The organism is Prauserella sp. PE36 (genome assembly GCF_003311655.1).
Lineage (GTDB): Bacteria > Actinomycetota > Actinomycetes > Mycobacteriales > Pseudonocardiaceae > Prauserella_A > Prauserella_A endophytica.
In genome coordinates this window covers 108,323-132,642 of the sequence record NZ_QEQT01000111.1, presented here as the reverse complement: position 1 = coordinate 132,642, position 24,320 = coordinate 108,323, and the positions used below count along the sequence as shown (strand labels likewise).

Sequence of the window (24,320 nt, the reverse complement as noted above, 5' to 3'; positions counted from 1 at the left end):
CGTTCGTGTCAGGCTGGTGACGTGAAGCGCGTCATGATTGTCGTCGCCGTCGTGGGGGCCGTCGGAGCCTGCGGAGCCGCCGCTGAGGACCCCGCTCCCGGCCCTGGCTCCGCCGAACGGCTGCGGGTCGAGGTGGTCGAGGAACTGCCCCACGACCCCCAGGCGTTCACCCAGGGCCTCGAGTTCGCGGGCGACACCCTCTACGAGGGCACCGGCCTCGTCGGCCGCTCGTCGCTGCGCGCGGGCCCGGCCGGTGGAGAGCCGACGCGGCAGGTCGCGCTGCCCGAGCCGCTCTTCGGCGAGGGCATCACCGTGGTCGACACCACGATCTGGCAGCTGACCTGGCAGAACGGCGTCGCCATCGAGCGCGACGCGCAGACGCTCGCCGAGCGGCGCCGCGTCGAGTACTCCGGCGAGGGCTGGGGAATCTGCCACCAGCCGGACCACGACCGGCTCGTCATGAGCGACGGCACGTCCACGCTGACGTTCCGCGACCCCCGGACCTTCGCCGAGACGGGCTCGGTGACGGTCGCCGACGCGGGCCGTCGGATCGAGGACCTCAACGAGCTGGAATGCGTCGGCGACGCCGTCTACGCCAACGTCTGGCAGACCGACGAGATCGTGCGGATCGACTCCAGCACCGGCGCCGTGACCGCCCGGATCGACGCCTCCGGGCTGCTCGAGCCCGGCGAGGAGGAGGGCGCCGACGTGCTCAACGGCATCGCCGCGTATCCGGGGACGGACCAGTTCCTGATCACTGGGAAGCTGTGGCCCAAGATGTTCAGGGTGAATCTCGTCCCGGTGTCCTGATCGCGCAGCGCGGGACGCCCTGAGTACGGCAGGATTGGGTACATGCGTTCGAGCAGGAGGGGCAAGCGGAAATGGACGCCCGAACCGGGGGCGAACCAGCCGCCTGCTGAGCGCACCCGCGTCAACCCGCCGCCGAGGCCGACCAGGGCCTACCGCCCCGAGCCCGCTCCGCAGCCGACCGCCGACGACGCCCCGACCGGGGCCGTGCCGGTGCAGACCCCGCCCGCTTCGTCGCAGTCGCAGCCGCCACCCCACCAGCCGCCGCCGGGACCACACCGGGGCGCCCGCCCGTACCCGCCGCCTCCGCCGAGGCCGTGGAACCAGCCGCCACCCCCGCCGCAGCCCCCTCGGAACTACGAGCGCTACGACACCGGCGGCTACGCGCCCGGCCAGCCGAGGGACAGCGACGACCCGGGCAGGCAGGCGGACGACGACAAGACCCGCGCCGAGCACCGCTTCGACGGCGCCGACAACAGCCTGCCGAAGCTGCCGAAGAAGCTCACCGTCACGCGCGTCGCCGCGTTGCGCAGCCGGCAGCTCTCGGGCCAGGCCGTCGACGCCTTCCGAAGGGCCACCAAGGCCGACGGCGCGGAGAAGTCAGGGCTCACGTCGCTGACCTACGCGGTGATGCTCAACTACGCCAGCGACGCCGCCATGGCCGTCGCGCTGGCGAACACGCTCTTCTTCGCGGCCAGCAGCGGCGAGAGCCGCGGCAAGGTCGCGCTGTACCTGCTGATCACCATCGCGCCGTTCGCGCTCGTCGCTCCCGTGATCGGCCCGGCGCTCGACAAGATCCAGCGGGGCCGCAGGCTCGCGATGTGCGTGGCGTCGGCGGGTCAGGCGCTCATGTGCGTGCTGATGGCGCTGAACTTCGACTCGTGGGTGCTCTACCCCGCCGCGCTCGGGAAGATGGTGCTCTCGAAGTCGTTCATGGTGCTCAAGGCTGCCGTGACGCCACGCGTGCTGCCGCCCGAGATCACACTGTCGAAGACCAATGCGCGGCTCGCCGTGTTCGGGCTCGCAGCCGGCGGCGCGTTCGGCGCCGTGGCCGCCGGCATCAACTCCGTCATCGGCTCGGCGGGCGCGCTCTGGTTCACGGCCGCCATCTGCGTGGCCGGCGCGGCGCAGGCGATGCGGATCCCGTCGTGGGTCGAGGTCACCGAGGGCGAGGTGCCCGCGTCCCTCAGCCAGCGCATGCCGGTGCAGAAGAAACGCCAGCCGATGGGCAGGCACATCGTGGTCGCGTTGTGGGGCAACGGGACCATCCGCGTGCTCACCGGCTTCCTGATGATGTTCGCCGCGTTCGCGGTGAAGGCGCAGACCGAGGAGGGCAACTACAGCCCCTTCATGCAGCTGCTGCTGCTCGGCATCATCGGCGCCGCGGCCGGTGCGGGCGGCTTCCTCGGCAACGCGCTGGGCTCGCGCATGCACTTCGGCAAGTCCGACCAGGTGGTGCTCGGCTGCGTCGCGGCGACGCTCGCGTCGACGATCCTCGCGGCACTGCTGGCCGGGCTCGCGACCGCGGCCGTGGTGGGTCTCGTCGGCGCCACCGCGAGCGCGCTCGCCAAGAACAGCCTCGACGCCGTGATCCAGGACGACCTGCCCGAGGAGTCCCGCGCGTCGGCGTTCGGCCGTTCCGAGACGGTGCTGCAGCTGGCGTGGGTGTTCGGCGGCGCGGTTGGTCTGCTGCTGCCGCCGACGTACTGGATCGGCTTCCTGGTGGTGTCGGTCCTGCTCGCGCTCGGGCTCACGCAGACCTACCTCGTGCGCAAGGGTTCCTCGCTCGTCCCCGGCCTCGGCGGGGACCGGCCACTGCGCCCCGATCCCGCCGGTGCCAGGCGGGGACCGTAATCTTCGGGCCATGCGACGTGCGGTAGTGGCGGTCCTCGGTGCCGCGGCGGTGGTTCTGGCCGGCTGCTCCGGCACCCATTTCCCGGAGGTCACCTTCTACGCCGACGGCGAGTCGGTGGCAGCCGAGCCGATGGACCAGTACTGCGACGGCATGTTGAAGGAATGCGAGCCCGCAGGTGAGCGCGTGTCGCTGAAGGTGCGGCCAGGCAAGTCCGTCCAGGTGTCGCTGCCCTCGGAGGTCACGAGCACCGTGTGGACGCTGTACGCGGAGTACCGCGACGCGTCCGGCGCCGTGAAGTTGCTGCCCCCGCGCACGTTCACCGACCGCGACGATCCCCAGCAGGCCGTCACGGTCACGCCGGAGAACCCGACCGACCAGCTGCTGACGGTGGAGATCCAGCAGCTCGGTGGCGTGTACGCCGCCGATCAGCAGGGCAACCCGATCCTCGACGAGAACGGCAATCCCCAGCTGCTCGCTCGCGGCGTGTGGTCGCTGAAGATCGACCCGGCCTGACCCCGTTGACCCGCTGAGCCCGAAGCCCGCAGTGAAGGCCACCATGCCTGCGTTGAACGCAGGCATGGTGGCCTTCACTGCGGCTTGGGACAGCTGAGGGCTGAGCGGGTTAGGGGTCGAGGTCCCTGGCGACGGCGCGCATGACCTCGGCGATCCGCTTGATGTTCTTGCGGTCCGGGTAACGGCCACGGCGCAGGTCCGGCTGAACCCGCATCTCCAGCAGCTTGATCATGTCCTCGATCAGGCCGTGCAACTCCTCGGCGGGGCGCCTGCGCGCCTCGGCCACCGAGGGCGGCGGGTCGAGCAGCCGGACGGAAAGTGCCTGGGGCCCGCGCCTGCCGTCGGCGACGCCGAACTCCAGCCGCTGCCCGGCCTTGAGGGCCTCCACCCCCTGCGGTAGCGCGGACTTCCGAATGTAGACGTCCTCTCCGCCATCCTGCGTGACGAAGCCGAACCCCTTGTCCGCGTCGTACCACTTGACCTTGCCGGTCGGCACTGCCCTCACCCGTTCCTTCGCTACTCCTGCAACGCGCCCGGCCGCAGTGGCCGGCCCCGCACGACGAACGCGCCCCAGGTGCGTACCCAGGACGCGTATCCACCAAGCCTATCTCGCCACACACCGTACGGAGAAGGACATAACGCGCTCTAAGATGGCGACATGGAGACCGCCGTCCGCGACACCGCCCGTAAGTCCTGGTTGATGAGGCTCGGCATCGCGCTGTTCGCCCTCGGCATGCTGGCCGTGATCGTCGTGTTCGTACTCTTCGCCGCCGGGCTCGAGGACCTGCCCGTGTGGCTGTCGGCGGCCGCGGGCGTGATCACGCCGCTCGGTCTCGGCCTGGGCCTCATCGCGCTGGTCCGCGAACACCGCCAGCGTTAGTCGCTGTTCGCCGCCAGCCAGTCCGGGAACTCGGCGAGCGAGCCGAGCACCACGTCCGCGCCTGCCGCCAGCAGTTGCTCACGCGTGCACGGTCCCGTGACGACGCCGACGGCGAGCGCCCCCGCGGCCTTCGCGCCCTCCATGTCCCCGGTGTAGTCGCCGACGTAGGCCACCGCGCCGTGTTCGGTGAGCGCCACCGCCTTGCCGGTCGCCCACAGGTCGCCCTCGAGCGCGTCGACATCGAACGCGAGCGCCTTCACGTGCAGTGCCGCGTTGGGCTCGTACTTGCCCGTCACGACCAGCGTCGTGCCGCCGAGCCGGTGCACGGCTTCCAGCGACTCGGCGGCGCCGGGCAGCGCGACCGTGCGTGGGACCACCACGTCCGGGTAGATCTCGCGGAACCGGGAGACGAGCTCTGGAATGCGCTCCTCCGGGGTCTCGAACCCGCGTAGCACGTGGTCGAGCGGCGGACCCAGGTTGGCCGCGAAGTACTCGCCGTCGAGCGGGTAACCGCTCTCCTCGGCGAGCTCGCCCATGGCCGCGATCATGCCCGACCGAGGGTCGATCAACGTCATGTCCAGGTCGAAACCGACACACCCCACACGTATCCCCACCAGCTCACCGTATCGGGTCGCCGCGTTTGACATCCGAACGGAGTATGTCGAGCTTCTTGACACCAGACGTGTCTGTGTCAAGCTGAATACGTGTCGCAGGTCACTTCATTCACCGAACGCACGAAGGCGTCGCTGCGGGAGCAGCTGCTCGACGCCGCCACCGACCTGCTGCCCGCACGCGGGTACGCGGGGCTGCGGATGGCCGATGTCGCGGCGAAGGTGGGGGTGAGCAGGCAGACCGTCTACAACGAGTTCGGCAGCAAGGCCGCGCTCGTGCAGGCGGTGGCACTGCGCACGATGGCCGAGTTCGCCGAGGGCATCCAGCAGCGGCTCGACGCCGCGGCCGACGTGCTCACCGGTGTCCACGACGCGACCGTGTTCACCATCGAGCACGCGCGGCGCAACCGGCTGGTCGCCGCCGCGCTCGGCACCGAGGCAGGCGAGGACCTGCTGCCCTACCTCACCACGCGCGGCGAGCCGATCCTGCGCGCCGCGGGTGAGGTGGCCGTGGCCTACCTGCGCGACCGGCTGCCCGGACTGTCCGATCCGGACTTCGTCGCCGAGACCCAGATCCGGCTCACGCTGAGCTACCTGGTGTTGCCCACTCACACGGCCGAGGAGGCGGCGGACGGAGTCTGCACCGTGCTGACGGCACTGATCCATTCGTCCACAACGGAGTGAAACGGAAGGGATGACCATGACCGGAACCATCGCACCGCACCGGAAAGGCTTTCAGTCACTGCGCCGCGGTGGGCTCAACTGGGAGTCGTTCCCGCTGCGCCTGTTCGTCAAGGGCAACAAGAAGTTCTGGAACCCCGCGGACATCGACTTCAGCGCCGACCGCGCCGACTGGGAGTCGCTGAACGACGAGGAACGCCGCTCGGCGACGTACCTGTGCGCGCAGTTCATCGCGGGCGAGGAGGCGGTGACCGAGGACATCCAGCCGTTCATGCAGGCGATGGCGGCCGAAGGCAGACTCGCCGACGAGATGTACCTGACGCAGTTCTGCTTCGAGGAAGCCAAGCACACCGAGGTGTTCCGGCGCTGGATGGACGCCGTCGGGCTCACCGACGACCTCCATCCCTATGTCGCCGAGAACCCCCACTACCGCAAGCTCTTCTACGAGGAGCTGCCAGAGTCGCTGCACGTGCTGGCGAGCGATCCCAGCCCCGTCAACCAGATCCGCGCGAGCGTCACCTACAACCACGTCATCGAGGGCAGTCTGGCGCTCACCGGGTACTACGCGTGGCAGAAGGTCTGTACCGTGCGCGGCATCCTGCCCGGCATGCAGGAGCTGGTCCGCCGCATCGGCGACGACGAGCGCAGGCACATGGCGTGGGGCACCTTCACGTGCCGCAGGCACATCGCGGCCGACGACTCGCTGTGGGAGGTCGTCCAGCAACGCATGGGTGAGCTGCTGCCGCACGCGCTCGGCATGATCGAGTGGGTCAACGCCCAGTTCGAGGAACCGCCCTTCGGCATCGACAACCAGGAGTTCGTCCAGTACGCGGCCGACCGGGCACAGCGCAGGCTCGGCGCGATCGAGTCGGCGAGGGGCGCCGACGTCGCCGCCATCGACGTGGACTACTCACCGGAGCAACTGGAGGAGACCTTCGGTAGCGAGGACGCGAAGGCGTTCGCGGAGGTCGCTGGCTGATCATCGGCTAGGCTGCGCGGAAAAGGGGCGAGAACTCCGGGAGAAGCGTGCCGTTCCTGCTGTCGCGACTGCTTGCCAGGTTCAGCGTGCTCACGAGCTGGGCCACGCCCGTCGCGGTGATCCTGTTCGTCTTCGGGACGAGCTGGCCGCTCATGGCGCTGGCCGAGCCCGCGGGCAGCGAGCTGGTGCGGCCCGGCAACTACTGGTGGTACTTCGTGATCACCACGTCGACCGTCGGCTACGGCGACTTCTTCCCGGAAACGGTGCCCGGCCGCGTGGTGGGCGCCTACGTGGTCGTCGGCGGCATCACCGCGCTCACAACGGTGTTCACCAAGATCGCGTCCGTGCTCGAACGGCGAAGGGGACGGCGAATGCAGGGTTCCGGGACCGTCGACGCGGCAGGTCACGTCGTGCTCATCGGCTACACCCCCGGCCGCACCGAGCGCATCGCGGCCGAGCTGCTGGCCGATACCACGGCGAGCAGGCTCGTGCTGTGCGCTTGGGACGACGTCGGCGCGCACCCGATGGCCGACCAGCCCGTCGACTACGTGCGGGGCGACCTCACCGACGACGACGTGCTGCGCCGGGCCGGCGTGCACCGCGCCGCCGGGGTGCTCGTGGACGCCCGCGACGACAACGAGGCGCTCGCGATCGCGCTCGCGGTCGACCACCTCACCCGCGAGGCGCACACCGTGGTGACGCTGCGGGACCTCGCGCGCACGTCGCTGCTCGGCTACATCGGCGAGCGGATCCGCTGCATCCAGTGGCACACGCCCCGGATGATCACCGAGGAGCTGCAGTCGCCCGGCATCGCGGAGGTGTACGCGGAGCTGATGACCCACGGCGGCGCCAACACCTACTCGGTCACGATGCCCGAGGCGGCGGGCGCGGTGCGGGCCGGGCACCTCCGCACCGCGCTGGGCCGCCGTCACGGCGCGACGCTGCTCGCCGCCCGCACCGGAGGCCGGCTCCTGGTCAACCCCGGCTGGGACGACGAGCTGACACCGGGCGCGGTGCTGTACTACGTCGGCTCGCGACGGCTGACACCCGAGGAGGTCGCGGACGCGTTGCGTGCCTAGGAGCGCTGAACAACCGTTGCCCTGCGCGACGCCCAGACGGCGCCTCGCCGCGTTGCCGGAAATCCCGAGCACGACCCGATAGAGGGCTTCCCTCCGCCTTGCTGGGCTCGGGTGCCCGGTGTCCCGCAAGGACCTCGGGTGGCGAGTGTCCCGCAAGGACACCGCCGCCTGATCGCCGCTCACTACGGGCGGGGCTCTTCAGCACACTCCTAGGCGTGCTTCAGCCGCGCGATGTCCTCGAGTCCCAGCAGTTCCACGGACTTGGCGCGCATCTCGACCTTGCGGACCTTGCCGGTGACCGTCATCGGGAACTCCTCGACGACGTGGACGTAGCGCGGGATCTTGTAGTGCGCGAGCTTGCCTGCGCAGAACTCGCGCAGGCTCTCGGCGGTCAGCGCCTCGGCGCCCTCCCGCATCCGGACCCACGCCATCAGCTCCTCGCCGTACTTGGCGTCGGGCACACCGATCACCTGCGCGTCGATGATGTCCGGGTGCGTGTAGAGGAACTCCTCGATCTCCCTCGGATAGATGTTCTCGCCACCGCGGATCACCATGTCCTTGATGCGACCGGTGATGTTCACGTAGCCCTCGTCGTCCATCACCGCGAGGTCGCCGGTGTGCATCCAGCGCGCCGCGTCGATCGCCTCGGCCGTCTTGTCCGGCTGCTCCCAGTACCCGAGCATCACCGAGTACCCGCGCGTGCACAGCTCGCCCGGCTCCCCGCGCGGCGCGGTGAGGCCCGTCTCCGGGTCGACGATCTTGACCTCGAGGTGCGGACCGACCCGGCCGACCGTCGAGACGCGGCGCTCGATCGAGTCGTCCGCGCGCGTCTGCGTGGACACCGGCGAGGTCTCCGTCATGCCGTAGCAGATCGACACCTCCGCCATGCCCATCCGCTCGATGACCTGCTTCATCACCTCGACGGGGCACGGCGAGCCCGCCATGATGCCGGTGCGCAGCGACGAGAGGTCGAACGACTCGAACGACGGATCGGACAGCTCGGCGATGAACATCGTCGGCACGCCGTACAACGACGTGCAGCGCTCCGCCTGCACGGCCTCCAGCGTGGCCTTCGGCTCGAAGGACGGCGCCGGGATCACCATGCACGCGCCGTGGCTCGTGGCCGCGAGGTTGCCCATCACCATGCCGAAGCAGTGGTAGAAGGGCACCGGGATGCAGATGCGGTCGGCTTCGGTGTAGCCGCACAGCTCGCCGACGAAGAAGCCGTTGTTGAGGATGTTGTGGTGGCTGAGCGTCGCGCCCTTAGGGAAGCCCGTGGTGCCCGACGTGTACTGGATGTTGATGGGGTCGTCGGCGCTGAGCGTGGCCTGCACCTCGGCGAGCCGCGCGCGGTCGGCCTGCCGCCCGGTGTCCAGCAGCGCCGTCCAGTCGCCGCTGCCGAGCAGGATGACGTCGGTCAACGCCTCGCAGCGCGGTCGGACCTCGGCGATCATGCCGGCGTAGTCGGAGGTCTTGAACTTCTCCGCGGCCACCAGCATGCGGATGCCCGCCTGGTTGAGCACGTACTCCAGTTCGTGCGAGCGGTACGCGGGGTTGATGTTCACGAGAATCGCGCCGATCTTCGCCGTCGCGTATTGCGTGAAGGTCCACTCGGCACAGTTCGGCGCCCAGATGCCCACCCGGTCGCCCTTGCCGATCCCCTTCTCCAGCAGGCCGAGCGCGAGCGCGTCGACCTCGGCGGCCAGTTCGCGGTAGGTCCACCGCTGCCCCTTCGGCCGGTCGACGAGTGCGTCGCGGTCGCCGAAGCTCTGGACGGTGCGGTCGAGGTTGTCGCCGATCGTGTCGCCGAGCAAGGGGACGTCGGAGACGCCGGATGAGTAACTGGGAACTGCGGGCGCGTGCGGCATGATGCCCCTCCTCCACGTCGGCTATGACGGCTCGGTCGAAGTCTAGGAACGCCAGGTGGAACCGGCCATCTGCAAATGGAGGGGATCGCGCCACCCGATCGACCTATTGTCGGCGTATGCGCCTGTACCTCGTCGATGCCTTCACCGACCGGCCCTTCTCGGGCAACCCCGCCGGCGTCGTGCTGCTGGACGAGCCCGCCGACGCGGGCTGGATGCAGCACGTCGCCGCCGAGTTGAAGCACTCGGAGACCGCGTTCGTGGTGACGGAGGAGGAGGAACCGAAGCCGCTGCGCTGGTTCACGCCCACCACGGAGGTCGACCTGTGCGGGCATGCGACGCTCGCCACGGCGCACGTCCTCGGCGGCGAGCAGGTGTTTCGCACCCGCTCCGGTGAGCTGCGCTGCACGGCGGCGGATGGCCGCGTTTCGATGGAGTTTCCCGCCGATCCGCCGAAACCGGCCGAGGTGAACGTGTCGGCGGGACTGCCAGGGCTCACGCCCGAGCACGTCGCCAGGGGTGTGTCGGATGTGCTCGTGGTGGTCGGAGACGCCGCACTGGTGCGCGGCGCCGAGCCCGACCTCGGCGCGCTCGCGGAGGTGGACGCGCGCTGCGTCATCCTCAGCGCGCCCGGCGACCGGCCAGGGATCGACTTCGTCAGCCGGGTGTTCGGCCCCGCGGTCGGCGTGCCGGAGGACCCGGTGACGGGCTCCGCGCACTGCACGCTCGCTCCCTACTGGACGGAGCGGCTGGGCCGCACGGAGCTGGTGGGCGAGCAGGCGTCGGCACGGGGCGGCACCGTGCACACGGCTCTGCTGGGTGAGCGGGTCCGGCTCTCGGGCTCCGCCGTCACCGTCGCCGAGGGCGAGCTGCTGGTCTGATGCGTCTCTACGTCGTCGACGCGTTCACCGACCGGGCCTTCGCGGGCAACCCGGCCGGGGTGGTGCTGCTGGACGAACCGGTCGACGCCGAGTGGATGCGGCACGTGGCCGCGGAACTGCGGCACGCCGACACGGCGTTCGTCGTGCTCGGCGAGGAGCCGAAACCGCTGCGCTGGTTCACCCCGCTCGCCGAGGTGAACCTCTGCGGGCACGCGACGCTCGCCACCACGCACGTGCTCGGAGGGTCGCACGTCTTCACCACCCGCGTGGGCGAGCTGCGGTGCGAGTCGCGCGACGGCTGGGTGCACCTCGACCTGCCCGCCGACGTGCCGGTGCCCGCGAGTGACGACGTCTCGGCACTGCTGCCGGGCGTCGGGATCGAGGACGTCACCCGCACCTCCGCCGACATTCTCGTGCGGGCGGCCACGGCCGGGCAGGTGCGGGCCGTCGAGCCGGACCTCGCGGGGCCGGCCGTGCTCGAAGTGCCGTGTGGGGTGACGGTGACCGCGCCGGGCGACCGGCCTGGGCTCGACTTCGTGAGCCGGGTGTTCGCGCCCAAGGTCGGCATCCCCGAGGACCCGGTCACCGGTTCGGCACACTGCGCCCTGGCGCCGTACTGGGCGGAGCGACTGGGCCGCACCGAGCTGGTGGGCGAGCAGGCGTCCCCTCGCGGCGGCATTGTCGGCATGCGCCTGCGTGGTGACCGCGTACACCTGTCGGGGCAGGCGGTGACGGTCTTCGCGGGGTCACTGAACTGCTGAGCCGCCGCGACCGGCAAACCGGGCACAATGGGCTCATGAGCTTGTTGCTGAACGTGATCTGGCTGGTGCTCGCGGGTTTCTGGATGGCCGTCGGTTACGTCGTCGCCGGGATCATCTGCTGCATCCTGATCATCACGATCCCGTTCGGGCTCGCCTCGTTCCGCATCGCGAACTACGCGCTCTGGCCGTTCGGCCGCACGCTCACCGACCGCCGCGACGCGGGGGCGTTCTCCCTGCTCGGCAACATCATCTGGATCGTCTTCGCCGGCTGGTGGCTCGCGCTCGGCCACCTGGTCACCGGCATCCTGCTGTGCATCACGATCATCGGCATCCCGCTGGGCATCGGAAACCTCAAGATGATCCCGGTGTCACTGGTGCCGCTGGGCCGCGAGATCGTTCCCGTGCGCGACTGACGCCGGCTCCGCCCTGCCCGCGTCGTAGGCTGCCCTCGCGCCGAGCACCTCGGGCATGCTCGACTCCACGAGCATGATCAGGTCCACGAGCTTCTCGGCGGTCCGCCTGCCCAGTGGCGTGAGGCTGTACTCCACCCTCGGCGGGATGCTCGGCTGAGCGTCGCGGTGCACGAAGCCGTCGCGCTCGAGCGCCTGCAACGTCTGGGCCAGCATCTTCTCGCTCACGCCGTCGACACGGCGGCGCAGCGCGTTGAACCGGAACGACCCTTCATGCAGCGCGGCGAGCGCGAGGATTCCCCACCTGCCGGCCACGTGTTCGACGACACTGCGCGACTCGCACGCGCGCGCGAACACGTCCGGCAGCAGCCGATCCACGTCCTCCATGTCACGAAGATAGCACTAACTCCTGGGTTGCACTTTCCAGAAGTTAGTACACACTCGTAGGTGAGCATTCAACTACCCGCGAGGAGTGAACCCACGTGATCGTCGTGACGGGTGCGAACGGGCACCTTGGCCGCCTGGTGATCGAGGCACTGAAGCAGACCGTCCCCGCCGGCCGGATCGTCGCCGCGGCGCGCCGTCCGGAGAAGGCGGCCGACCTCGGCGTCGAGGTGCGCGAGGCCGACTACGACCGGCCGGACACCCTCAAGACGGCGTTCGACGGCGCCGAGAAGGTGCTGCTGATCTCGGGCAGCGAGGTCGGCAAGCGCGTGCCGCAGCACACCGCCGTGGTCGAGGCCGCCGAGCAGGCGGGGGTCTCACTGCTGGCCTACACGAGCGCGCCCAAGGCCGACACGAGCCCGCTGATCCTCGCGCCGGAGCACAAGGCGACGGAGGAGGTCATCCGCGACTCGGGCCTGCCGTACGCGATCCTGCGCAACAACTGGTACATCGAGAACTACGAGCAGAGCATCCGCCAGGCCGCCGAGACCGGCGCCTACGTCGGCAGCGCCGGCGAGGGCAGGGTCGCGGGCGCGACGAGGGCCGACTACGCGGCGGGCGCCGCAGCCGTGCTCGCGGGCGAGGGCCACGAGAACAAGGTGTACGAGTTCTCCGGCGACACGGCGTTCAGCTACGCCGACATCGCGGCCGCGGTCGCCGAGGCGACCGGCAAGGACGTCACCTACCAGGACCTGAGCCCCGAGGACCACAGGGCGGCGCTGCTCGCGGCCGGCCTGCCCGAGGAGACGGCCGGGTTCCTCGTCGCGCTCGACGGCAACACCCGCGACGGCCTGCTCTCCGAGGCCACGGGCGAGCTCGCGCGCCTCATCGGCCGCCCCACCACACCCCTGCGTGACGCGGTGGCGAAGCTGCTCGCGTGACACGCCGCCGACCGCGGTGCCCAACTGCAGTGAAGGCCACCTTCACTGCGTTCAACGCAGGCATGGTGGCCTTCACTGCAGTCAGTCCTGCGGTTCCCAGGGGAGCTTCACGACCAGGCACGGCCCGCCCACGAAGAGGCCGCCGTCGATGCCGAGCGCCTTGCCGCCCGCGTAGAGGAACGGCGCCTCGATCTGGGCCGGATGGATGCCGAGCTGGTCGGCGATGACACTGTGGCCGTGCACGATCCGCTCGCCGCCGAGCTGGTCGAGCAGGGTCTCGGCCGCCTGCTGCCCGTGCGGGCCGCGGAAGGCGTACCGGGTGGTCATGCGGCGCCAGACGTCCCACCACTGCGCGAGATCGTCACCGGCGAGCACCTCGCGGACCGCCTCGTTGATCTCCTCGGTGGTGTCGCCCCACTCCAGGTACTCCAGCGTGTCGGAGTGCAGCAGCAGGTGGTCGGCCGTGTTCGCGGCGACAGGGCGCTCGCTCAGCCAGCTCACGAGCTCGGGGGTGAGGTCGTCCTGGTCGGCGAGCTGCCCGCCGTTGATCTCCCAGCTGCGGGCGAAGCTGCGCGGACCGAAGTCGGACGGCACGGCCGTGTCGCCGAAGTGGTACATGCCGAGCAGCAGGATCTCGTGGTTGCCGAGCAGCGTCTCCACGGAGCCACCCGCCTGCTCTGCCTGCTCCTGCAGCTTCTTCACCAGCTCGATCGCGGCGACCCCGTCAGGTCCCCGGTCCACGAAGTCGCCGAGGAACCACAGGTGGGCCTCACCGCCCGCCCAGTCGTCGGAGTCGTCGACCAGCTCGTGGTCCCGCAGGGCGTCCGCGAGCTCGTCGCGGTAGCCGTGGACATCGCCGACGACGAACGTGGGATGGTCCGTCACCTTTCCGACGATAAGGCCTGGCCGCCGGGCCGGAAGATCAGGCCGCCCCGAACGGGTCCTTCGTGCGTCCCACGAGGTCGGCGATCGAGTCCACCACGAGCGTCGGCCGGAACGGGTAACGCTCGGCCGTCTCCCGCGTGGAGATGCCGGACAGCACGAGAATCGTCTGCAGTCCCGCCTCGATCCCGGAGTGCACGTCGGTGTCCATGCGGTCGCCGATCATCAGGGTGTGCTCGGAATGCGCGCCGAGCGCACGCAGCGCCGAGCGCATCATGAGCGGGTTGGGCTTGCCGACGTAATAAGGAGACTTGCCGGTGGCCCGCTCGATCAGCGCCGCGATCGAGCCGGTCGCGGGCAGGATCCCCTCGCGGCTGGGTCCCGTCGGGTCCGGGTTCGTCGCGATGAACCGGGCGCCGCGCTCGATCAGGCGGATCGCCCTCGTGATCGCGGTGAAGCTGTACGTGCGCGTCTCGCCGAGCACGACGTAGTCAGGGTCGCTGTCGGTGAGCACGTAGCCCACCTCGTGCAGCGCCGTGGTGAGCCCGGCCTCGCCGATCACGTACGCCGAGCCGTTCGGGCGCTGGGCCTGCAGGAACTTCGCCGTGGCGAGCGCGGAGGTCCAGATCGCCTCCTCCGGCACGTCCAGTCCCGTGCGCAGCAGCCGCGCACGCAGGTCACGCGGCGTGTAGATGGAGTTGTTGGTCAGTACGAGGAACGCGGCGTCGCCCGCGCGCAGCTCGGCGAGGAACTCGTCGGCGCCCGGCACGAGGTGCTCCTCGTGCACCAGCACACCGTCCATGTCGGTCAGGTAGCTCCACCGCTGATCGCTCATGGCCCTAAGCCTATTTGCCGAACGCGGGATGGATCGCCACCGCGGTCGCCTTCACCGCGAGCCGGATCGGCGTGCCGGGTTCGAGCGCCAGCTCGGCGACCGCCGCCGGGGTGACGTCGGCGGACAGTCCCTCGGCCCAGCCGTCCCCGTCGACCGTGCGCAGCCGCACCACCGGACCGTGCGGCTCGAGCGTGCCCACCGCCGCGGCGACGGTGTTGCGCGGGCTGCCCGCCGGGGTGTCCTCGGCCGGGTACACCGCCACCGATCCGGGAGCGAACACGGCGACCGCGGGCTCCCCCGCCACCACGTCGGGCGAGGGGATGCCGCTGATCAGCCCGCCGTCGGCCGTGCGAACGCCCTGTCCCTCCGCCGTTCCTGCGACCAGGTTGAGCCCGGCGATCCGCGCGGTGAACGGCGTCCTCGGCGCGGACAGCACCTCCCGCGTCGCCCCGCGTTCCACGACGCGTCCACCGTCGAGCACCACGACGTGGTCGGCCAGCGCGAGCGCGTCGAGCGGATCGTGGGTCACCAGCACCGTCGACCTGCGGTTGCCCGGCGAGCGCAGCACCCTGCGCAGCAGGCCCCGGATGGCGGGCGCAGCGTCCACGTCCAGCGCGGCGAGCGGCTCGTCGAGCAGCAGCAGGTCCGGTTCCCCGGCCAGCGCGCGGGCGACGGCGACCCGCTGTGCCTGCCCACCGGACAGCTGAGCGGGCTTGCGGTCGGCCAGCTCGGCGGCATCCACTTCGGACAGCCAACGACGCGCGGCGGCCCGCGACTCCGCGCGGGAGGCGCCCCGCGAGCGGGGCGCGAAGGCCACGTTGTCCACGACGGACAGATGCGGGAACAGCAGCGCGTCCTGCGCGAGCAGGCCGACACCCCGGTCGTGCGGCTGTACCTGCAGGCGTGGGCTGCGCGTCAGCGTCCGCTCCCCCAGCGTCACCACGCCGTCGTCGGGCACGAGCAGTCCCGCGAGGCACCCGAGCAGCGTCGACTTTCCCGAACCGTTGGGCCCGAGCACCGCGAGCACCGTGCCCTCGGGGACGTCGACGGTCACGGACAGCGAGAAGGAACCCCTGCTCAGTTCGAGCTCGGCACGCAGCGTCATGGCCTGCCCTCCAGCGCACGCGGCCTCGCCACGGCGATCACCACCACCGCGACCACGACGAGCAGCAGCGCGAGCGCCACGGCACTGTCCACGTCGGCCTCGGCCTGGTTGTAGACCTCAAGCGGCAGCGTCCTGGTCACGCCCTCGAGGCTGCCCGCGAACGTGATGGTGGCACCGAACTCGCCCAGCGCCCTCGCGAAGCTCAGCACCGCACCCGAACCGAGCGCGGGCAACAGTAACGGAACGGTCACCCTGCGAAACACCGTCCACGGCCTGGCGCCCAGGGTCGCGGCAACGCGCTCGTAGCGGTCGCCCGCACCGCGCAGCGCGCCCTCCAGGCTCACCACGAGGAACGGCATGGCCACGAACGTCTGCGCGATCACCACCGCCGTCGTCGTGAACGGGATGCGCACACCGGCCGTGACGTCGAGGAGGTAGCCGAGGAAACCGTTGCGCCCCAGCAGGAACAGCAGCGCCAGGCCGCCGACCACCGGGGGCAGCACGAGCGGCAGCAGGACCACCGCCCGCAGCACCCGCACGCCGCGGCTCCGCGAGCGCGCGAGCACCACGGCGAGCGGAACGCCGAGCAGCACACACAGCACAGTGGACAGCACGGCGGTGACCAACGAGAGCCGCAGCGCGTTCAGCGACGCGCTCGACGTCAGCAGCTCGGGCAGCCGGGCGTAGTCCGTGCGCGCGAGCAGGCCCACCACGGGCAGCACCACGAGCGCGAGCGCCAGCCCGGCCGGGATCCACAGCACCCACGGGACGGAGCGGCTACGGCGTGCCAAAGCCCACCCTGGCCAGTTCCTCCCGGCCGGCCTCGCCGAGCACGAGGTCCCGGAACTGCTTGGCCAGCTCCGGCTCCCCGGCCGCGGAGAGCGCCGCGATCGGGTAGTCGTTGACCGCCTGCTCCGATTCGGGGAACTCCACGGACTCCACCTTGTCTCCCGCCGACGTCACGTCGGTGACGTAGACCAGGCCGGCGTCGGCCTCGCCGAGCCGCACCTTGTTGAGCACTGCCTTGACGTCCTGTTCCTCGCTGGCCGGCGCGAGCGTCACGCCGGTGGCCTGCTCGACCTCCTCGGTCGCCGACCCGCACGGCACCTGCGCCGCGCACACCACCACGGTCAGGTCCTCGCGCGCGAGGTCGGCGAAACCCTCGATGCCCTTGGGGTTTCCCGGTGCGACGGCGATCGTCAGCTCGTTGGTCGCGAACGTCTCAGGCCGCCCGTCGACACCACCGGCGTCCACCACCTTGTCCATGTTCTTCTCGTTGGCCGAGGCGAACACGTCTGCCGGGGCGCCCTCGTTGATCTGGCTGGCGAGCTGCGACGAACCGGCGAGGTTCAGCCGCACGTCGACCCCTTCGTGCTGGGCCTCGAACCGCTTCTCCAGCGCGCCGAACGCCTCGGAGAGCGAGGCGGCGGCGAAGACGTTCAGCGTCCGGTTGCCGTCCCCCTCGCCGGAGGACGTGCCGCACGCGGAGGCGAGGAGCAGGCAGGCGAGTGCCGAGGGCAGGAGCTTCCTCACTGTTTGCCTCCGGGCGTCTCGACGATGACCTGAGTGGCCTTGACGACGGCGACCGCGAGCACGCCGGGCCGCAGCCCCAGTTCCTCCACGGCCTCCGAGCTCATGAGGGACACCACGCGGTGCGTCCCGCACTGGAGCTCCACCTGCGCCATCACCTTGTCCGTCACGACCTCGGTGACGAGTCCTACGAAGTGATTGCGGGCGGAGCGGCCCACCTCGGTGGGGTCCGGTGACTCGGCGGCCTGCGCCCTGGCGAACCCGGCCAGCTCGGACCCTTCGACGACCTTGCGGCCCGAGGAGTCCTCCCCGGCACGCAACTGCCCGGCCTTGACCCAGCGGCGGACTGTGTCGTCGCTGACACCCAGCAGCCGGGCGGCTTCTGAGAACCGAAAATGCGGCATGAAGTAGAGATTATCTCCGCAGGTGCGCATTCAGCCATGCCGCTGCCGATTCGGTATGCAAGCAAGCTCACAACCGCCGCGCATCCCGCATTAGGCTGGGACCGATGACAGCGGTAGATCTCGGCACCCCCAGGGTGCCCGGCGCACGCACGACGTCCGGTGCACCGCGCCCGGACGATCCCGCCCTGATCGACACCTTCGGCCGGGTGGCGACCGACCTGCGGGTCTCGCTGACCGACAAGTGCAACCTCCGTTGCACCTACTGCATGCCGGCGGAGGGCCTCGACTGGATGCCCGGCGAGCAGCTGCTCACCGACGACGAGCTGGTGCGACTCATGCGCATCGCGGTGTCGCTGCTTGGCGTCACCGACATCCGGCTCACCGGCGGCGAACCGCTGTTGCGGCCCCGGCTGGAGCAACTGGTCGCGCGGATCAAGGCCCTCGACCCGGCGCCCCGGCTTTCCATGACCACCAACGGTATCGGCCTCGCCAAGCGCGCACAGGCGTTCGCCGACGCGGGCCTCGACCGGATCAACGTCTCGCTCGACTCGGTCGACCGCGCGACGTTCGAGCGGATCACCCGGCGCGACCGGTTGCGCCACGTGCTCGACGCGCTGGCGGCCGCGAGGGATGCCGGGCTGAACCCCGTGAAGATCAACGCGGTGCTGATGCGGGGCATCAACGAGCACGAGGCGACGGCACTGCTGCGCTTCGCGCTCGACAACGGCTACCACCTGCGGTTCATCGAGCAGATGCCGCTCGACGCCCAGCACGGCTGGAACCGCAAGGAGATGATCACGGCCGACGAGATCCTGGAGCTGCTCGGCGCCGAGTTCACGCTCACGCCGAGCCCGGCCGAACGTGGCGGCGCCCCCGCCGAACGCTGGTTGGTCGACGGAGGACCCGCCGAGGTGGGCGTGATCCCCTCGGTCAGCAGGCCGTTCTGCGCCGCGTGCGAGCGCACCAGGCTCACAGCCGACGGGGCGATCCGCTCGTGCCTGTTCAGCACCGAAGAGACCGACCTGCGGGCCCTGCTGCGCGGCGGGGCCGGTGACGACGACATCGCCGACACCTGGCGCGCCACCATGTGGGGCAAGCTCGCGGGCCACGAGATCAACGAGGCCGGCTTCGCCCAGCCGATCCGGCCGATGAGCGCCATCGGAGGCTGAGCAGTGGGATCGCCGTCGTCCGGGCAGGTCGCGGACACGCAGGGGGAACAGCACGCCACGACGGTGCTGGTGCGGTACTTCGCATCGGCCCGCGCGGCGAGCGGGATCGAGGAGGAGGTGCTGCGGCTGCCCGCGGGCGCGTCGGTGAGCGAGGCCATCGACGAGCTCCGGAAGCTGCACCCGGCCGAGCTGCCGCGCATCCTGGACGCGGCGAGCTTCCTGCTCGACGGGATCGCCGTGCGCGACATCAGCAGGCAGCTGCCGGACGGCGCCGAACTGGATGTCCTGCCGCCGTTCGCGGGCGGCTGAGACCGGACTTCGCCTGCTCTTGACCGGCTGGTGCCGGTCCGTTCACCCGGTGGTCGGCCGGGCGGCAGAGGCTGGCCTCCATGCCGCTGTCGCGCCGCTCGTTCACGATCCTCACGGCTTCGACCGTCACCGCCGGCCTGCTCGGCGCCCCTTCGGTCGCACAGGCACGCCTTCAGGCGCCGGTGCGCCCGCTTGCCAGGGCGCACGCGCACAACGACTACGAGCACGAGCGCCCGCTGTTCGACGCACTCGCCGAGGGCTTCACGAGCGTCGAGGCCGACATCCACCTGGTGGAAGGCGAGTTGCTCGTCGGGCACGACCCAGAGGACCTCACCCCGTCTCGCACGCTGGAATCGCTGTACCTGGAGCCCCTGCGCGAGCGCGTCCTCGCCAACCACGGGGGCGTCTACCGGCGCCGGGCGGACTTCCAGCTGCTGGTGGACATCAAGACCGAGGCGGAGAGCACGTACGCGGCGCTGGAGCGGCGGCTGCGGCACCCTCGTTACGAGTTCCTCTTCTCCGCGTACGCGCGCGGGCGCGTACGCGGAGGCGCCGTGACGGTCGTGCTGTCCGGCAACCGCCCGAGAGCCGCGCTGAGCGCCCAGAGCCACCGGCTCGCGTTCTACGACGGCCGGATCGCCGATGCCACCGACCTCGGGCCGGGCTCCGACGCACGGCTGACGCCACTGGTGTCGGACAACTGGACGAAATTGTTCACCTGGGCCGGTGAAGGTCCCTTCCCGGCCGCCGAGCGAGCGCTGCTCGAGGAGGTCGTGAACAAGGCGCACGCAGCGGGCCAGCGCGTGCGGTTCTGGGCGACACCCGACACCCCCGGCAGCGCCCGAACGGCGCTCTGGAAGGCTCTCGTGGAGGCCGGAGTGGACCACATCAACACGGATGATTTGCCCGGTTTGGCCGCCTTCCTCCGCTCCAAGTGGTAGTCACAAACGGAGCATTCGCGCCGAATCCACGTGACACAGACCTCACTTACCGTGAAATATCTCGAGAAGGAAACGGCTGGATAACGGCCTTCTGACCAGCGCAAACACTGGAATCGCTCGAGGTTGCGTGGTGTTACTGTGACCTAGGTCACAGGCTTGATAATTTCCGATCACGGGTGTCGTTACGTACCGTCGCTTCTCGGTTGGCCCCGACCGACCAGAGCAAGACCGGGACTCCCGTAGCGCCGAACCCAGTCCGGCGGGAGACCCGGACCAAACCCCGAGCGAGAGAGACTTCCGGACTGGGACGAGAGGAAACGGAGCCTGACGGCGATGTGAGCCGGCTTGGAGAGCCGGCCAGGTCCATGCGGCCTGCCTCGCTGCACGGAGGCGCGGAAGACGAGACCGAGTCAAAAATGGCTTATCGAGGCAAGCACCGTAAGACCTCCGCCGCTTCCCGCACCTTCGCCCGCGTCGCTGTCGCGGGTCTTGCTGTGGGTGCCCCGCTGGCGATCGCTGCGACCCCCGCGCAGGCCGACAGCGTCAACTGGGACGCCATCGCGCAGTGCGAGAGCGGCGGCAACTGGAGCATCAACACCGGCAACGGCTACTACGGCGGTCTGCAGTTCTCCCCGAGCACGTGGCAGGCGTACGGCGGCACGGGCTCGGCCCACGAGGCTTCCCGCGAGGAGCAGATCGCGGTCGCCGAGCGCGTTCTCCAGGGCCAGGGCATCGGCGCGTGGCCGGTGTGCGGCGCTCAGGCCGGCTCGAGCGCGAGCTACTCGGGCAGCAACACCGCGGGCGCCGCGGACACGAGCACCTCGTACGAGAGCGCCCCTGTCGAGCAGTCGGCTCCGGCCCCGCAGGCCCCGCCGCTCACCGGTGTCGCGAAGTCCAACCCGAAGGGCGACTACACGGTCGTCGAGGGTGACACCCTCACCAAGATCGCCGAGAAGAAGAACGTTCAGGGCGGCTACACCAAGCTGGCCGAGCTGAACAAGGACTTCATCTCGAACCCCGACTACATCGTGGTCGGCCAGAAGATCGCCACCAAGTGACCCGCTGACGCGGACTCACTCGCCCCTGACGGCGCGGATGCTGGGTCCGCGGGCCATCCCGAAGGCTTGCGGACCCAGCACACAGGGCCCCACCGTGTCCCCCGGACGGTGGGGCCCTTGTGCCGTTCGCGAGTCGCGCGCTCAGGACCGCGAGTTCCGCGTTCCCGTTCGCGAGTCGCGCGCTCAGGACCGCGAGTTGCCCGTTCCCGTTCGCGAGTCGCGCACTCAGGACCGCGAGTTCCGCGTTCCCGTTCGCGAGTCGCGCACTACGGCGAGTTGACCCACTCGTCGGTGCCGTCCGTGAACTTCTGGTACTTCCACACCGGCAGGCGGGCCTTGACCTCATCCACCAGCTCCGCGCAGGCGGCGAACGCCTCGGCCCGGTGGTCGGCCGCGACCGCGCACGCGAGTGCCACGTCGCCGATCTCCAGCGCACCCAGCCGGTGGCTCACCGCGACGGCACGCAGCCCGGACCGGTGGGTCGCCACCTCGGAGACCACGCGCGCGAGCACGTCGCCCGCGCTCGGGTGGCCCTCGTAGTACAGAGAGGTCACCGACCGGCCGTCGTCGTGGTCGCGCACCACCCCGCCGAAGGTCACCACGGCGCCCGCGCCCGCGTCGCGCACCAGCTGGGCGTGCTCCTCGACGGACAGCTCGGTCTCGGTCACCTGCGCCAGTGCCACACGCGCGGGAGCACCGCCGTCGGCATCCTGGGCCGGCTTGGCGTGACCGGAGCCGTGCCGCGGATGGTCTCCGCCCGCGATCTGGTCCACGGCATGGTCGAGCACCGTGTCGAGCACGTCCAGGCCGTCGTTCACGCCGCCCCGCGAGCCGGGCAGGTTCACCACGAGCGTGCGGCCCGCGATCCCGGCGAGCCCGCGCGACAGGATCGCGGTGGGCACCTTGTCCTGCCCCGCTGCCCTGACGGCGTCCGCGAGGCCGGGCAGCTCGAAGTCCAGCAGCGGCGCCGTCGCCTCCGGCGTGCGGTCCGTCGGCGAGATGCCGGTGCCGCCGGTGGTGATCACCACGTCCACGCCGCCAGAGAGACAGCCGCGCAGCGCCTGCGCCACCGGCTCGCCGTCCTCGACGACGATCGGCTCGGGCACGTCGTAGGAACGCTCGGTCAGCCACTTGGCGATGATCGGACCGGTCTGGTCGGCGTAGACGCCGGTGGCGGCCCGGTTCGACGCCACAATCACCCTCGCCGTGCGTGTCATCGGTTCTCCTCCCGGCGCCAACTTCCCGTCTTGCCGCCGTCCTTGGTCTCGAGCCGGACGCCGTCGAGTGTGGCGGCCGGGTCGACCGCCTTGATCATGTCGTGCAGCGTCAGTCCGGCGACGGCGACCGCGGTGAGCGCCTCCATCTCGACGCCCGTGCGGTCGCTCGTGCGCGCCATCGCCTCGATGCGCACGCTGTCGGTGCCGAGCTCGAAGCTCACGTCCACCTTGGTCAACGCGATCTGGTGGCACAGCGGGATCAGCTCGGAGGTGCGCTTGGCACCCATCACGCCCGCGATCCGCGCCGTGGCCAGCGCGTCGCCCTTGGGCAGGCCGCCCTCGGACAGCAGCCCGATCACCTCGGCCGTGGTGCGGACGTGGCCACTGGCGACCGCCGTGCGCGCGGAGACGGCCTTGCCGGAGACGTCGACCATGCGGGCCGCGCCCGCCTCGTCGACGTGGCTCAGTTCACTCACGACGTCGAGGCTACTTCTTCCTTCCTTGCGGCCGTCTTCACGGCCTCCGCAACGGCGGGCGCGACGGCCGCGTCGAACACGCTCGGCACGATGAACGAGGCGTTGAGCCGGTCGTCCACCACGTCGGCGATCGCGTTGGCCGCGGCCAGGAGCATCTCGTCGTCGATGTGGTGTGCCTGCGCGTCCAGCAGCCCGCGGAACACACCGGGGAAAGCGAGCACGTTGTTGATCTGGTTCGGGTAGTCGCTGCGGCCCGTGGCGACCACGGCGGCGTGCTTCTGCGCCTCCAGCGGGTCGATCTCCGGGTCCGGGTTGGCGAGCGCGAACACCACGGCGTCGTCGGCCATCGTGGCGACCTGCTCGGCGCCGAACAGATTGGGCGCGGACACGCCGATGAACACGTCGGCGCCGACGAGGGCGTCGTGCAGGGTGCCCGACACGCCGTCCTTGTTGGTGTGCTCGGCGACCCAGCGCAGGTTGTCGTCGAGATTGTCCCGGCCGCTGTGCACGATCCCGTCGATGTCGGCGGCGACGATGTCGGCGGGGCCCTTGCGCTGCAGCAGGCGGATGATCGCCGAGCCGGCCGCGCCGACCCCACTCACGACGATCTTGCACTTCTCGATGGGCTTGCCGACCACTCGCAGCGCGTTGCGCAGCGCGGCGACCACCACGATCGCGGTGCCGTGCTGGTCGTCGTGGAAGACGGGGATGTCGAGCTGCTCGCGCAGGCGCCGCTCGATCTCGAAGCAGCGCGGCGCGGCGATGTCCTCGAGGTTGATCCCGGCGTAGACGGGGGCGAGCGCGCGCACGATCCGGATGATCTCCTCGGTGTCCTGGGTGTCCAGGCACACCGGCCAGGCGTCGACGCCCGCGAACTTCTTGAACAGCGCCGCCTTGCCCTCCATCACCGGTAGCGCCGCCGACGGGCCGATGTTGCCAAGACCCAGCACGGCCGAGCCGTCGGTGACCACGGCGACCGTGTTGCGCTTGATGGTCAGCCTGCGCGCGTCCTCCGGGTTGGCCGCGATCGCCTGGCAGACCCTGGCCACGCCGGGGGTGTAGGCGCGGGAGAGGTCGTCGCGATTGCGGAGCGCGACCTTGGGGCTGACCTCCAGCTTGCCGCCGAGGTGCATGAGGAACGTGCGGTCGGAAATCTTCCGCACGTGCACGCCGGGCAGCGTGTTGAGGGCCTTGGTGAGGTCCTCGGCGTGATCGGCCGAGGAGACGTTCGCCGTGATGTCGACGACGATGGCGTCGCTGTGCGATTCCACGACGTCGAACGCGGTGAGCACGCCCCCCACCTGCCCGACCGCGGTGGTCAGGTCACCGGCGGCGCTGGCCGAGGGCGGTGCCTCCAACCGCACGGTGATCGAGTACCCAGGACCGGGAACGGGCATCGGACTACCCCCGTATCGAAATTCGACCTATACGGGTGAGAACACTAGCCCCGTGACCGCCGCCACCAACGGTCAGGATCGGTGACCGGCGAGTAACAAATCCCGAGGTCCAGCGCCTCGTCAGCCGCGCTTGTTGATCTCGGTCTCGGGGTGCTCGTAGGGCACGGTCTCGAGTGGGAACGTCATTTCGCCGAACGGGGAGAGGGCACCCTGCCGGTCCGCTGCGAGCTCCGAGACGGGGTGCTCGCCCGCGGGCACCTCGGGCCACGTCGGATCGATCCGCTTGCTCTTCCGGCTGTCGGCCTTCGCCACGTCGTCCTCCACAACTCGACCAACGGTGCCCTCAGTGT

At 70.4% G+C, this 24,320-nt stretch carries 29 protein-coding genes; 15 read left to right on the top strand and 14 right to left on the bottom strand.

Annotated elements, in window-relative coordinates; translation table 11 throughout:
* Positions 1–33 precede the first annotated feature (33 nt).
* From DI005_RS37335 to DI005_RS37325, 3 genes are read left to right on the top strand one after another with little or no spacing between them, the layout of a single operon-like run.
* Positions 34–810: a glutaminyl-peptide cyclotransferase gene (locus DI005_RS37335; RefSeq protein ID WP_113645139.1), complete on the top strand. Its 777-nt coding sequence runs from the start codon at positions 34–36 to the stop codon at positions 808–810.
* A gap of 42 nt (positions 811–852) precedes the next feature.
* Positions 853–2,661 carry an MFS transporter gene (locus tag DI005_RS37330; RefSeq protein ID WP_112264458.1) on the top strand — a complete coding sequence of 603 codons (1,809 nt, stop codon included), beginning with the start codon at positions 853–855 and terminating at the stop codon, positions 2,659–2,661.
* Between the two features lie 10 nt (positions 2,662–2,671).
* Positions 2,672–3,175 (top strand): DUF2771 family protein, encoded by a 504-nt coding sequence (locus DI005_RS37325; protein WP_113645138.1) that lies wholly within the window; start codon positions 2,672–2,674, stop codon positions 3,173–3,175.
* 109 nt (positions 3,176–3,284) lie between these two features.
* Here the strand turns inward: DI005_RS37325 and DI005_RS37320 are convergent, their stop codons facing one another.
* Positions 3,285–3,671, bottom strand: a complete 387-nt coding sequence (locus tag DI005_RS37320; RefSeq protein ID WP_110343278.1) for a cold-shock protein — start codon at positions 3,669–3,671, stop codon at positions 3,285–3,287.
* Between the two features lie 162 nt (positions 3,672–3,833).
* Here DI005_RS37320 and DI005_RS37315 point away from each other — a divergent pair, with 162 nt between their 5' ends.
* Positions 3,834–4,055 (top strand): hypothetical protein, encoded by a 222-nt coding sequence (locus tag DI005_RS37315; protein ID WP_112264462.1) that lies wholly within the window; start codon positions 3,834–3,836, stop codon positions 4,053–4,055.
* Here DI005_RS37315 and DI005_RS37310 read toward each other — a convergent pair.
* Positions 4,052–4,669, bottom strand: coding sequence for an HAD family hydrolase (locus DI005_RS37310; RefSeq protein WP_255565789.1), 618 nt, complete (start codon positions 4,667–4,669; stop codon positions 4,052–4,054). The two genes, DI005_RS37315 and DI005_RS37310, sit on opposite strands and share 4 nt — an antisense overlap.
* A 90-nt stretch (positions 4,670–4,759) precedes the next feature.
* Here DI005_RS37310 and DI005_RS37305 point away from each other — a divergent pair, with 90 nt between their 5' ends.
* From DI005_RS37305 to DI005_RS37295, 3 genes are read left to right on the top strand one after another with little or no spacing between them, the layout of a single operon-like run.
* Entirely contained in the window at positions 4,760–5,350 is a 591-nt protein-coding gene (locus DI005_RS37305; RefSeq protein ID WP_112264466.1) for a TetR/AcrR family transcriptional regulator, read from the top strand.
* A 16-nt stretch (positions 5,351–5,366) separates the two neighbouring features.
* Positions 5,367–6,326 carry a R2-like ligand-binding oxidase gene (locus DI005_RS37300; protein WP_113645198.1) on the top strand — a complete coding sequence of 320 codons (960 nt, stop codon included), beginning with the start codon at positions 5,367–5,369 and terminating at the stop codon, positions 6,324–6,326.
* A 47-nt stretch (positions 6,327–6,373) separates the two neighbouring features.
* Complete coding sequence (locus DI005_RS37295; RefSeq protein ID WP_113645136.1) at positions 6,374–7,405, top strand: ion channel; 1,032 nt, start codon at positions 6,374–6,376, stop codon at positions 7,403–7,405.
* Positions 7,406–7,614: 209 nt separating this feature from the next.
* Here DI005_RS37295 and DI005_RS37290 read toward each other — a convergent pair whose 3' ends face one another.
* Entirely contained in the window at positions 7,615–9,273 is a 1,659-nt protein-coding gene (locus tag DI005_RS37290) for an AMP-binding protein (protein ID WP_113645135.1), read from the bottom strand.
* A gap of 116 nt (positions 9,274–9,389) precedes the next feature.
* On the opposite strand from DI005_RS37290, the gene DI005_RS37285 reads away from it, so the two are divergent.
* From DI005_RS37285 to DI005_RS37275, 3 genes are read left to right on the top strand one after another with little or no spacing between them, the layout of a single operon-like run.
* Complete coding sequence (locus DI005_RS37285) at positions 9,390–10,151, top strand: PhzF family phenazine biosynthesis protein (protein ID WP_113645134.1); 762 nt, start codon at positions 9,390–9,392, stop codon at positions 10,149–10,151.
* The gene (locus tag DI005_RS37280) at positions 10,151–10,912 is read left to right on the top strand and encodes a PhzF family phenazine biosynthesis protein (protein WP_113645133.1); all 762 of its coding nucleotides are present in this window, start codon (positions 10,151–10,153) and stop codon (positions 10,910–10,912) included. Before DI005_RS37285 ends, DI005_RS37280 begins: the two co-directional genes overlap by 1 nt.
* Positions 10,913–10,947: 35 nt before the next feature.
* The gene (locus tag DI005_RS37275; protein WP_112264495.1) at positions 10,948–11,325 is read left to right on the top strand and encodes a YccF domain-containing protein; all 378 of its coding nucleotides are present in this window, start codon (positions 10,948–10,950) and stop codon (positions 11,323–11,325) included.
* Here DI005_RS37275 and DI005_RS37270 read toward each other — a convergent pair.
* Positions 11,281–11,709 carry a helix-turn-helix domain-containing protein gene (locus DI005_RS37270; protein ID WP_113645132.1) on the bottom strand — a complete coding sequence of 143 codons (429 nt, stop codon included), beginning with the start codon at positions 11,707–11,709 and terminating at the stop codon, positions 11,281–11,283. The two genes, DI005_RS37275 and DI005_RS37270, sit on opposite strands and share 45 nt — an antisense overlap.
* Before the next feature lie 95 nt (positions 11,710–11,804).
* Between DI005_RS37270 and DI005_RS37265 the strand changes: the two genes are divergently transcribed.
* On the top strand, positions 11,805–12,647 hold the full coding sequence (locus tag DI005_RS37265; RefSeq protein ID WP_112264499.1) for an SDR family oxidoreductase: 843 nt from the start codon (positions 11,805–11,807) through the stop codon (positions 12,645–12,647).
* A gap of 81 nt (positions 12,648–12,728) precedes the next feature.
* Here the strand turns inward: DI005_RS37265 and DI005_RS37260 are convergent, their stop codons facing one another.
* Genes DI005_RS37260 through DI005_RS37235 form a run of 6 tightly spaced genes read right to left on the bottom strand, consistent with a single transcriptional unit; the run spans position 12,729 to position 17,403 of the window.
* On the bottom strand, positions 12,729–13,532 hold the full coding sequence (locus DI005_RS37260) for a metallophosphoesterase (RefSeq protein WP_112264501.1): 804 nt from the start codon (positions 13,530–13,532) through the stop codon (positions 12,729–12,731).
* Between the two features lie 37 nt (positions 13,533–13,569).
* Positions 13,570–14,364 (bottom strand): HAD-IIA family hydrolase, encoded by a 795-nt coding sequence (locus DI005_RS37255; protein WP_112264503.1) that lies wholly within the window; start codon positions 14,362–14,364, stop codon positions 13,570–13,572.
* A 10-nt stretch (positions 14,365–14,374) separates the two neighbouring features.
* Positions 14,375–15,469, bottom strand: a complete 1,095-nt coding sequence (locus tag DI005_RS37250) for a sulfate/molybdate ABC transporter ATP-binding protein (RefSeq protein ID WP_113645131.1) — start codon at positions 15,467–15,469, stop codon at positions 14,375–14,377.
* A complete protein-coding gene (locus DI005_RS37245) occupies positions 15,466–16,260 on the bottom strand; it encodes an ABC transporter permease (protein WP_113645130.1) in 795 nt (264 codons plus the stop codon). Before DI005_RS37245 ends, DI005_RS37250 begins: the two co-directional genes overlap by 4 nt.
* Positions 16,247–17,002, bottom strand: coding sequence for a molybdate ABC transporter substrate-binding protein (gene modA / locus DI005_RS37240; RefSeq protein ID WP_113645129.1), 756 nt, complete (start codon positions 17,000–17,002; stop codon positions 16,247–16,249). The genes DI005_RS37245 and modA overlap by 14 nt, the downstream gene beginning before the upstream one ends.
* On the bottom strand, positions 16,999–17,403 hold the full coding sequence (locus DI005_RS37235) for a molybdopterin-binding protein (protein ID WP_112264512.1): 405 nt from the start codon (positions 17,401–17,403) through the stop codon (positions 16,999–17,001). Before DI005_RS37235 ends, modA begins: the two co-directional genes overlap by 4 nt.
* Before the next feature lie 104 nt (positions 17,404–17,507).
* On the opposite strand from DI005_RS37235, the gene moaA reads away from it, so the two are divergent.
* The 4 genes from moaA (at position 17,508) to DI005_RS37215 (ending at position 20,880) form a co-directional block, all read left to right on the top strand.
* Positions 17,508–18,572 (top strand): GTP 3',8-cyclase MoaA, encoded by a 1,065-nt coding sequence (moaA, locus tag DI005_RS37230; RefSeq protein WP_113645128.1) that lies wholly within the window; start codon positions 17,508–17,510, stop codon positions 18,570–18,572.
* Between the two features lie 3 nt (positions 18,573–18,575).
* Positions 18,576–18,881, top strand: a complete 306-nt coding sequence (locus DI005_RS37225; RefSeq protein WP_113645127.1) for a MoaD/ThiS family protein — start codon at positions 18,576–18,578, stop codon at positions 18,879–18,881.
* An 80-nt stretch (positions 18,882–18,961) separates the two neighbouring features.
* Positions 18,962–19,822, top strand: coding sequence for a phosphatidylinositol-specific phospholipase C/glycerophosphodiester phosphodiesterase family protein (locus DI005_RS37220; RefSeq protein WP_113645126.1), 861 nt, complete (start codon positions 18,962–18,964; stop codon positions 19,820–19,822).
* 416 nt (positions 19,823–20,238) lie between these two features.
* The gene (locus tag DI005_RS37215; RefSeq protein ID WP_112264517.1) at positions 20,239–20,880 is read left to right on the top strand and encodes a transglycosylase family protein; all 642 of its coding nucleotides are present in this window, start codon (positions 20,239–20,241) and stop codon (positions 20,878–20,880) included.
* A gap of 266 nt (positions 20,881–21,146) precedes the next feature.
* Here the strand turns inward: DI005_RS37215 and DI005_RS37210 are convergent, their stop codons facing one another.
* The 4 genes from DI005_RS37210 to DI005_RS37195 all read right to left on the bottom strand — a co-directional run bounded on the left by DI005_RS37210 (position 21,147) and on the right by DI005_RS37195 (position 24,282).
* A complete protein-coding gene (locus DI005_RS37210; RefSeq protein WP_113645125.1) occupies positions 21,147–22,097 on the bottom strand; it encodes a molybdenum cofactor biosynthesis protein MoaE in 951 nt (316 codons plus the stop codon).
* Positions 22,094–22,573: a cyclic pyranopterin monophosphate synthase MoaC gene (gene moaC, locus DI005_RS37205; protein WP_112264521.1), complete on the bottom strand. Its 480-nt coding sequence runs from the start codon at positions 22,571–22,573 to the stop codon at positions 22,094–22,096. The genes DI005_RS37210 and moaC overlap by 4 nt, the downstream gene beginning before the upstream one ends.
* On the bottom strand, positions 22,570–23,970 hold the full coding sequence (locus tag DI005_RS37200) for an NAD-dependent malic enzyme (protein ID WP_112264523.1): 1,401 nt from the start codon (positions 23,968–23,970) through the stop codon (positions 22,570–22,572). The genes moaC and DI005_RS37200 overlap by 4 nt, the downstream gene beginning before the upstream one ends.
* A gap of 120 nt (positions 23,971–24,090) precedes the next feature.
* Positions 24,091–24,282, bottom strand: coding sequence for a hypothetical protein (locus tag DI005_RS37195; RefSeq protein ID WP_112264715.1), 192 nt, complete (start codon positions 24,280–24,282; stop codon positions 24,091–24,093).
* Between the last annotated feature and the right edge of the window lie 38 nt (positions 24,283–24,320).

What these genes read in the sequence shown, in the direction of transcription:
- DI005_RS37200 (WP_112264523.1), bottom strand. Translation starts at nt 23,970, where the DNA reads ATGCCCGTTCCCGGTCCTGGGTACTCGATCACCGTGCGGTTGGAGGCA.
- DI005_RS37325 (WP_113645138.1), top strand. Translation starts at nt 2,672, where the DNA reads ATGCGACGTGCGGTAGTGGCGGTCCTCGGTGCCGCGGCGGTGGTTCTG.
- DI005_RS37235 (WP_112264512.1), bottom strand. Translation starts at nt 17,403, where the DNA reads ATGCCGCATTTTCGGTTCTCAGAAGCCGCCCGGCTGCTGGGTGTCAGC.
- DI005_RS37220 (WP_113645126.1), top strand. Translation starts at nt 18,962, where the DNA reads ATGCCGCTGTCGCGCCGCTCGTTCACGATCCTCACGGCTTCGACCGTC.
- DI005_RS37275 (WP_112264495.1), top strand. Translation starts at nt 10,948, where the DNA reads ATGAGCTTGTTGCTGAACGTGATCTGGCTGGTGCTCGCGGGTTTCTGG.
- DI005_RS37290 (WP_113645135.1), bottom strand. Translation starts at nt 9,273, where the DNA reads ATGCCGCACGCGCCCGCAGTTCCCAGTTACTCATCCGGCGTCTCCGAC.
- DI005_RS37210 (WP_113645125.1), bottom strand. Translation starts at nt 22,097, where the DNA reads ATGACACGCACGGCGAGGGTGATTGTGGCGTCGAACCGGGCCGCCACC.
- DI005_RS37300 (WP_113645198.1), top strand. Translation starts at nt 5,367, where the DNA reads ATGACCGGAACCATCGCACCGCACCGGAAAGGCTTTCAGTCACTGCGC.
- DI005_RS37330 (WP_112264458.1), top strand. Translation starts at nt 853, where the DNA reads ATGCGTTCGAGCAGGAGGGGCAAGCGGAAATGGACGCCCGAACCGGGG.
- DI005_RS37270 (WP_113645132.1), bottom strand. Translation starts at nt 11,709, where the DNA reads ATGGAGGACGTGGATCGGCTGCTGCCGGACGTGTTCGCGCGCGCGTGC.
- DI005_RS37215 (WP_112264517.1), top strand. Translation starts at nt 20,239, where the DNA reads ATGGCTTATCGAGGCAAGCACCGTAAGACCTCCGCCGCTTCCCGCACC.
- DI005_RS37335 (WP_113645139.1), top strand. Translation starts at nt 34, where the DNA reads ATGATTGTCGTCGCCGTCGTGGGGGCCGTCGGAGCCTGCGGAGCCGCC.
- DI005_RS37285 (WP_113645134.1), top strand. Translation starts at nt 9,390, where the DNA reads ATGCGCCTGTACCTCGTCGATGCCTTCACCGACCGGCCCTTCTCGGGC.
- DI005_RS37250 (WP_113645131.1), bottom strand. Translation starts at nt 15,469, where the DNA reads ATGACGCTGCGTGCCGAGCTCGAACTGAGCAGGGGTTCCTTCTCGCTG.
- moaA (WP_113645128.1), top strand. Translation starts at nt 17,508, where the DNA reads ATGACAGCGGTAGATCTCGGCACCCCCAGGGTGCCCGGCGCACGCACG.
- DI005_RS37280 (WP_113645133.1), top strand. Translation starts at nt 10,151, where the DNA reads ATGCGTCTCTACGTCGTCGACGCGTTCACCGACCGGGCCTTCGCGGGC.
- DI005_RS37315 (WP_112264462.1), top strand. Translation starts at nt 3,834, where the DNA reads ATGGAGACCGCCGTCCGCGACACCGCCCGTAAGTCCTGGTTGATGAGG.
- DI005_RS37255 (WP_112264503.1), bottom strand. Translation starts at nt 14,364, where the DNA reads ATGAGCGATCAGCGGTGGAGCTACCTGACCGACATGGACGGTGTGCTG.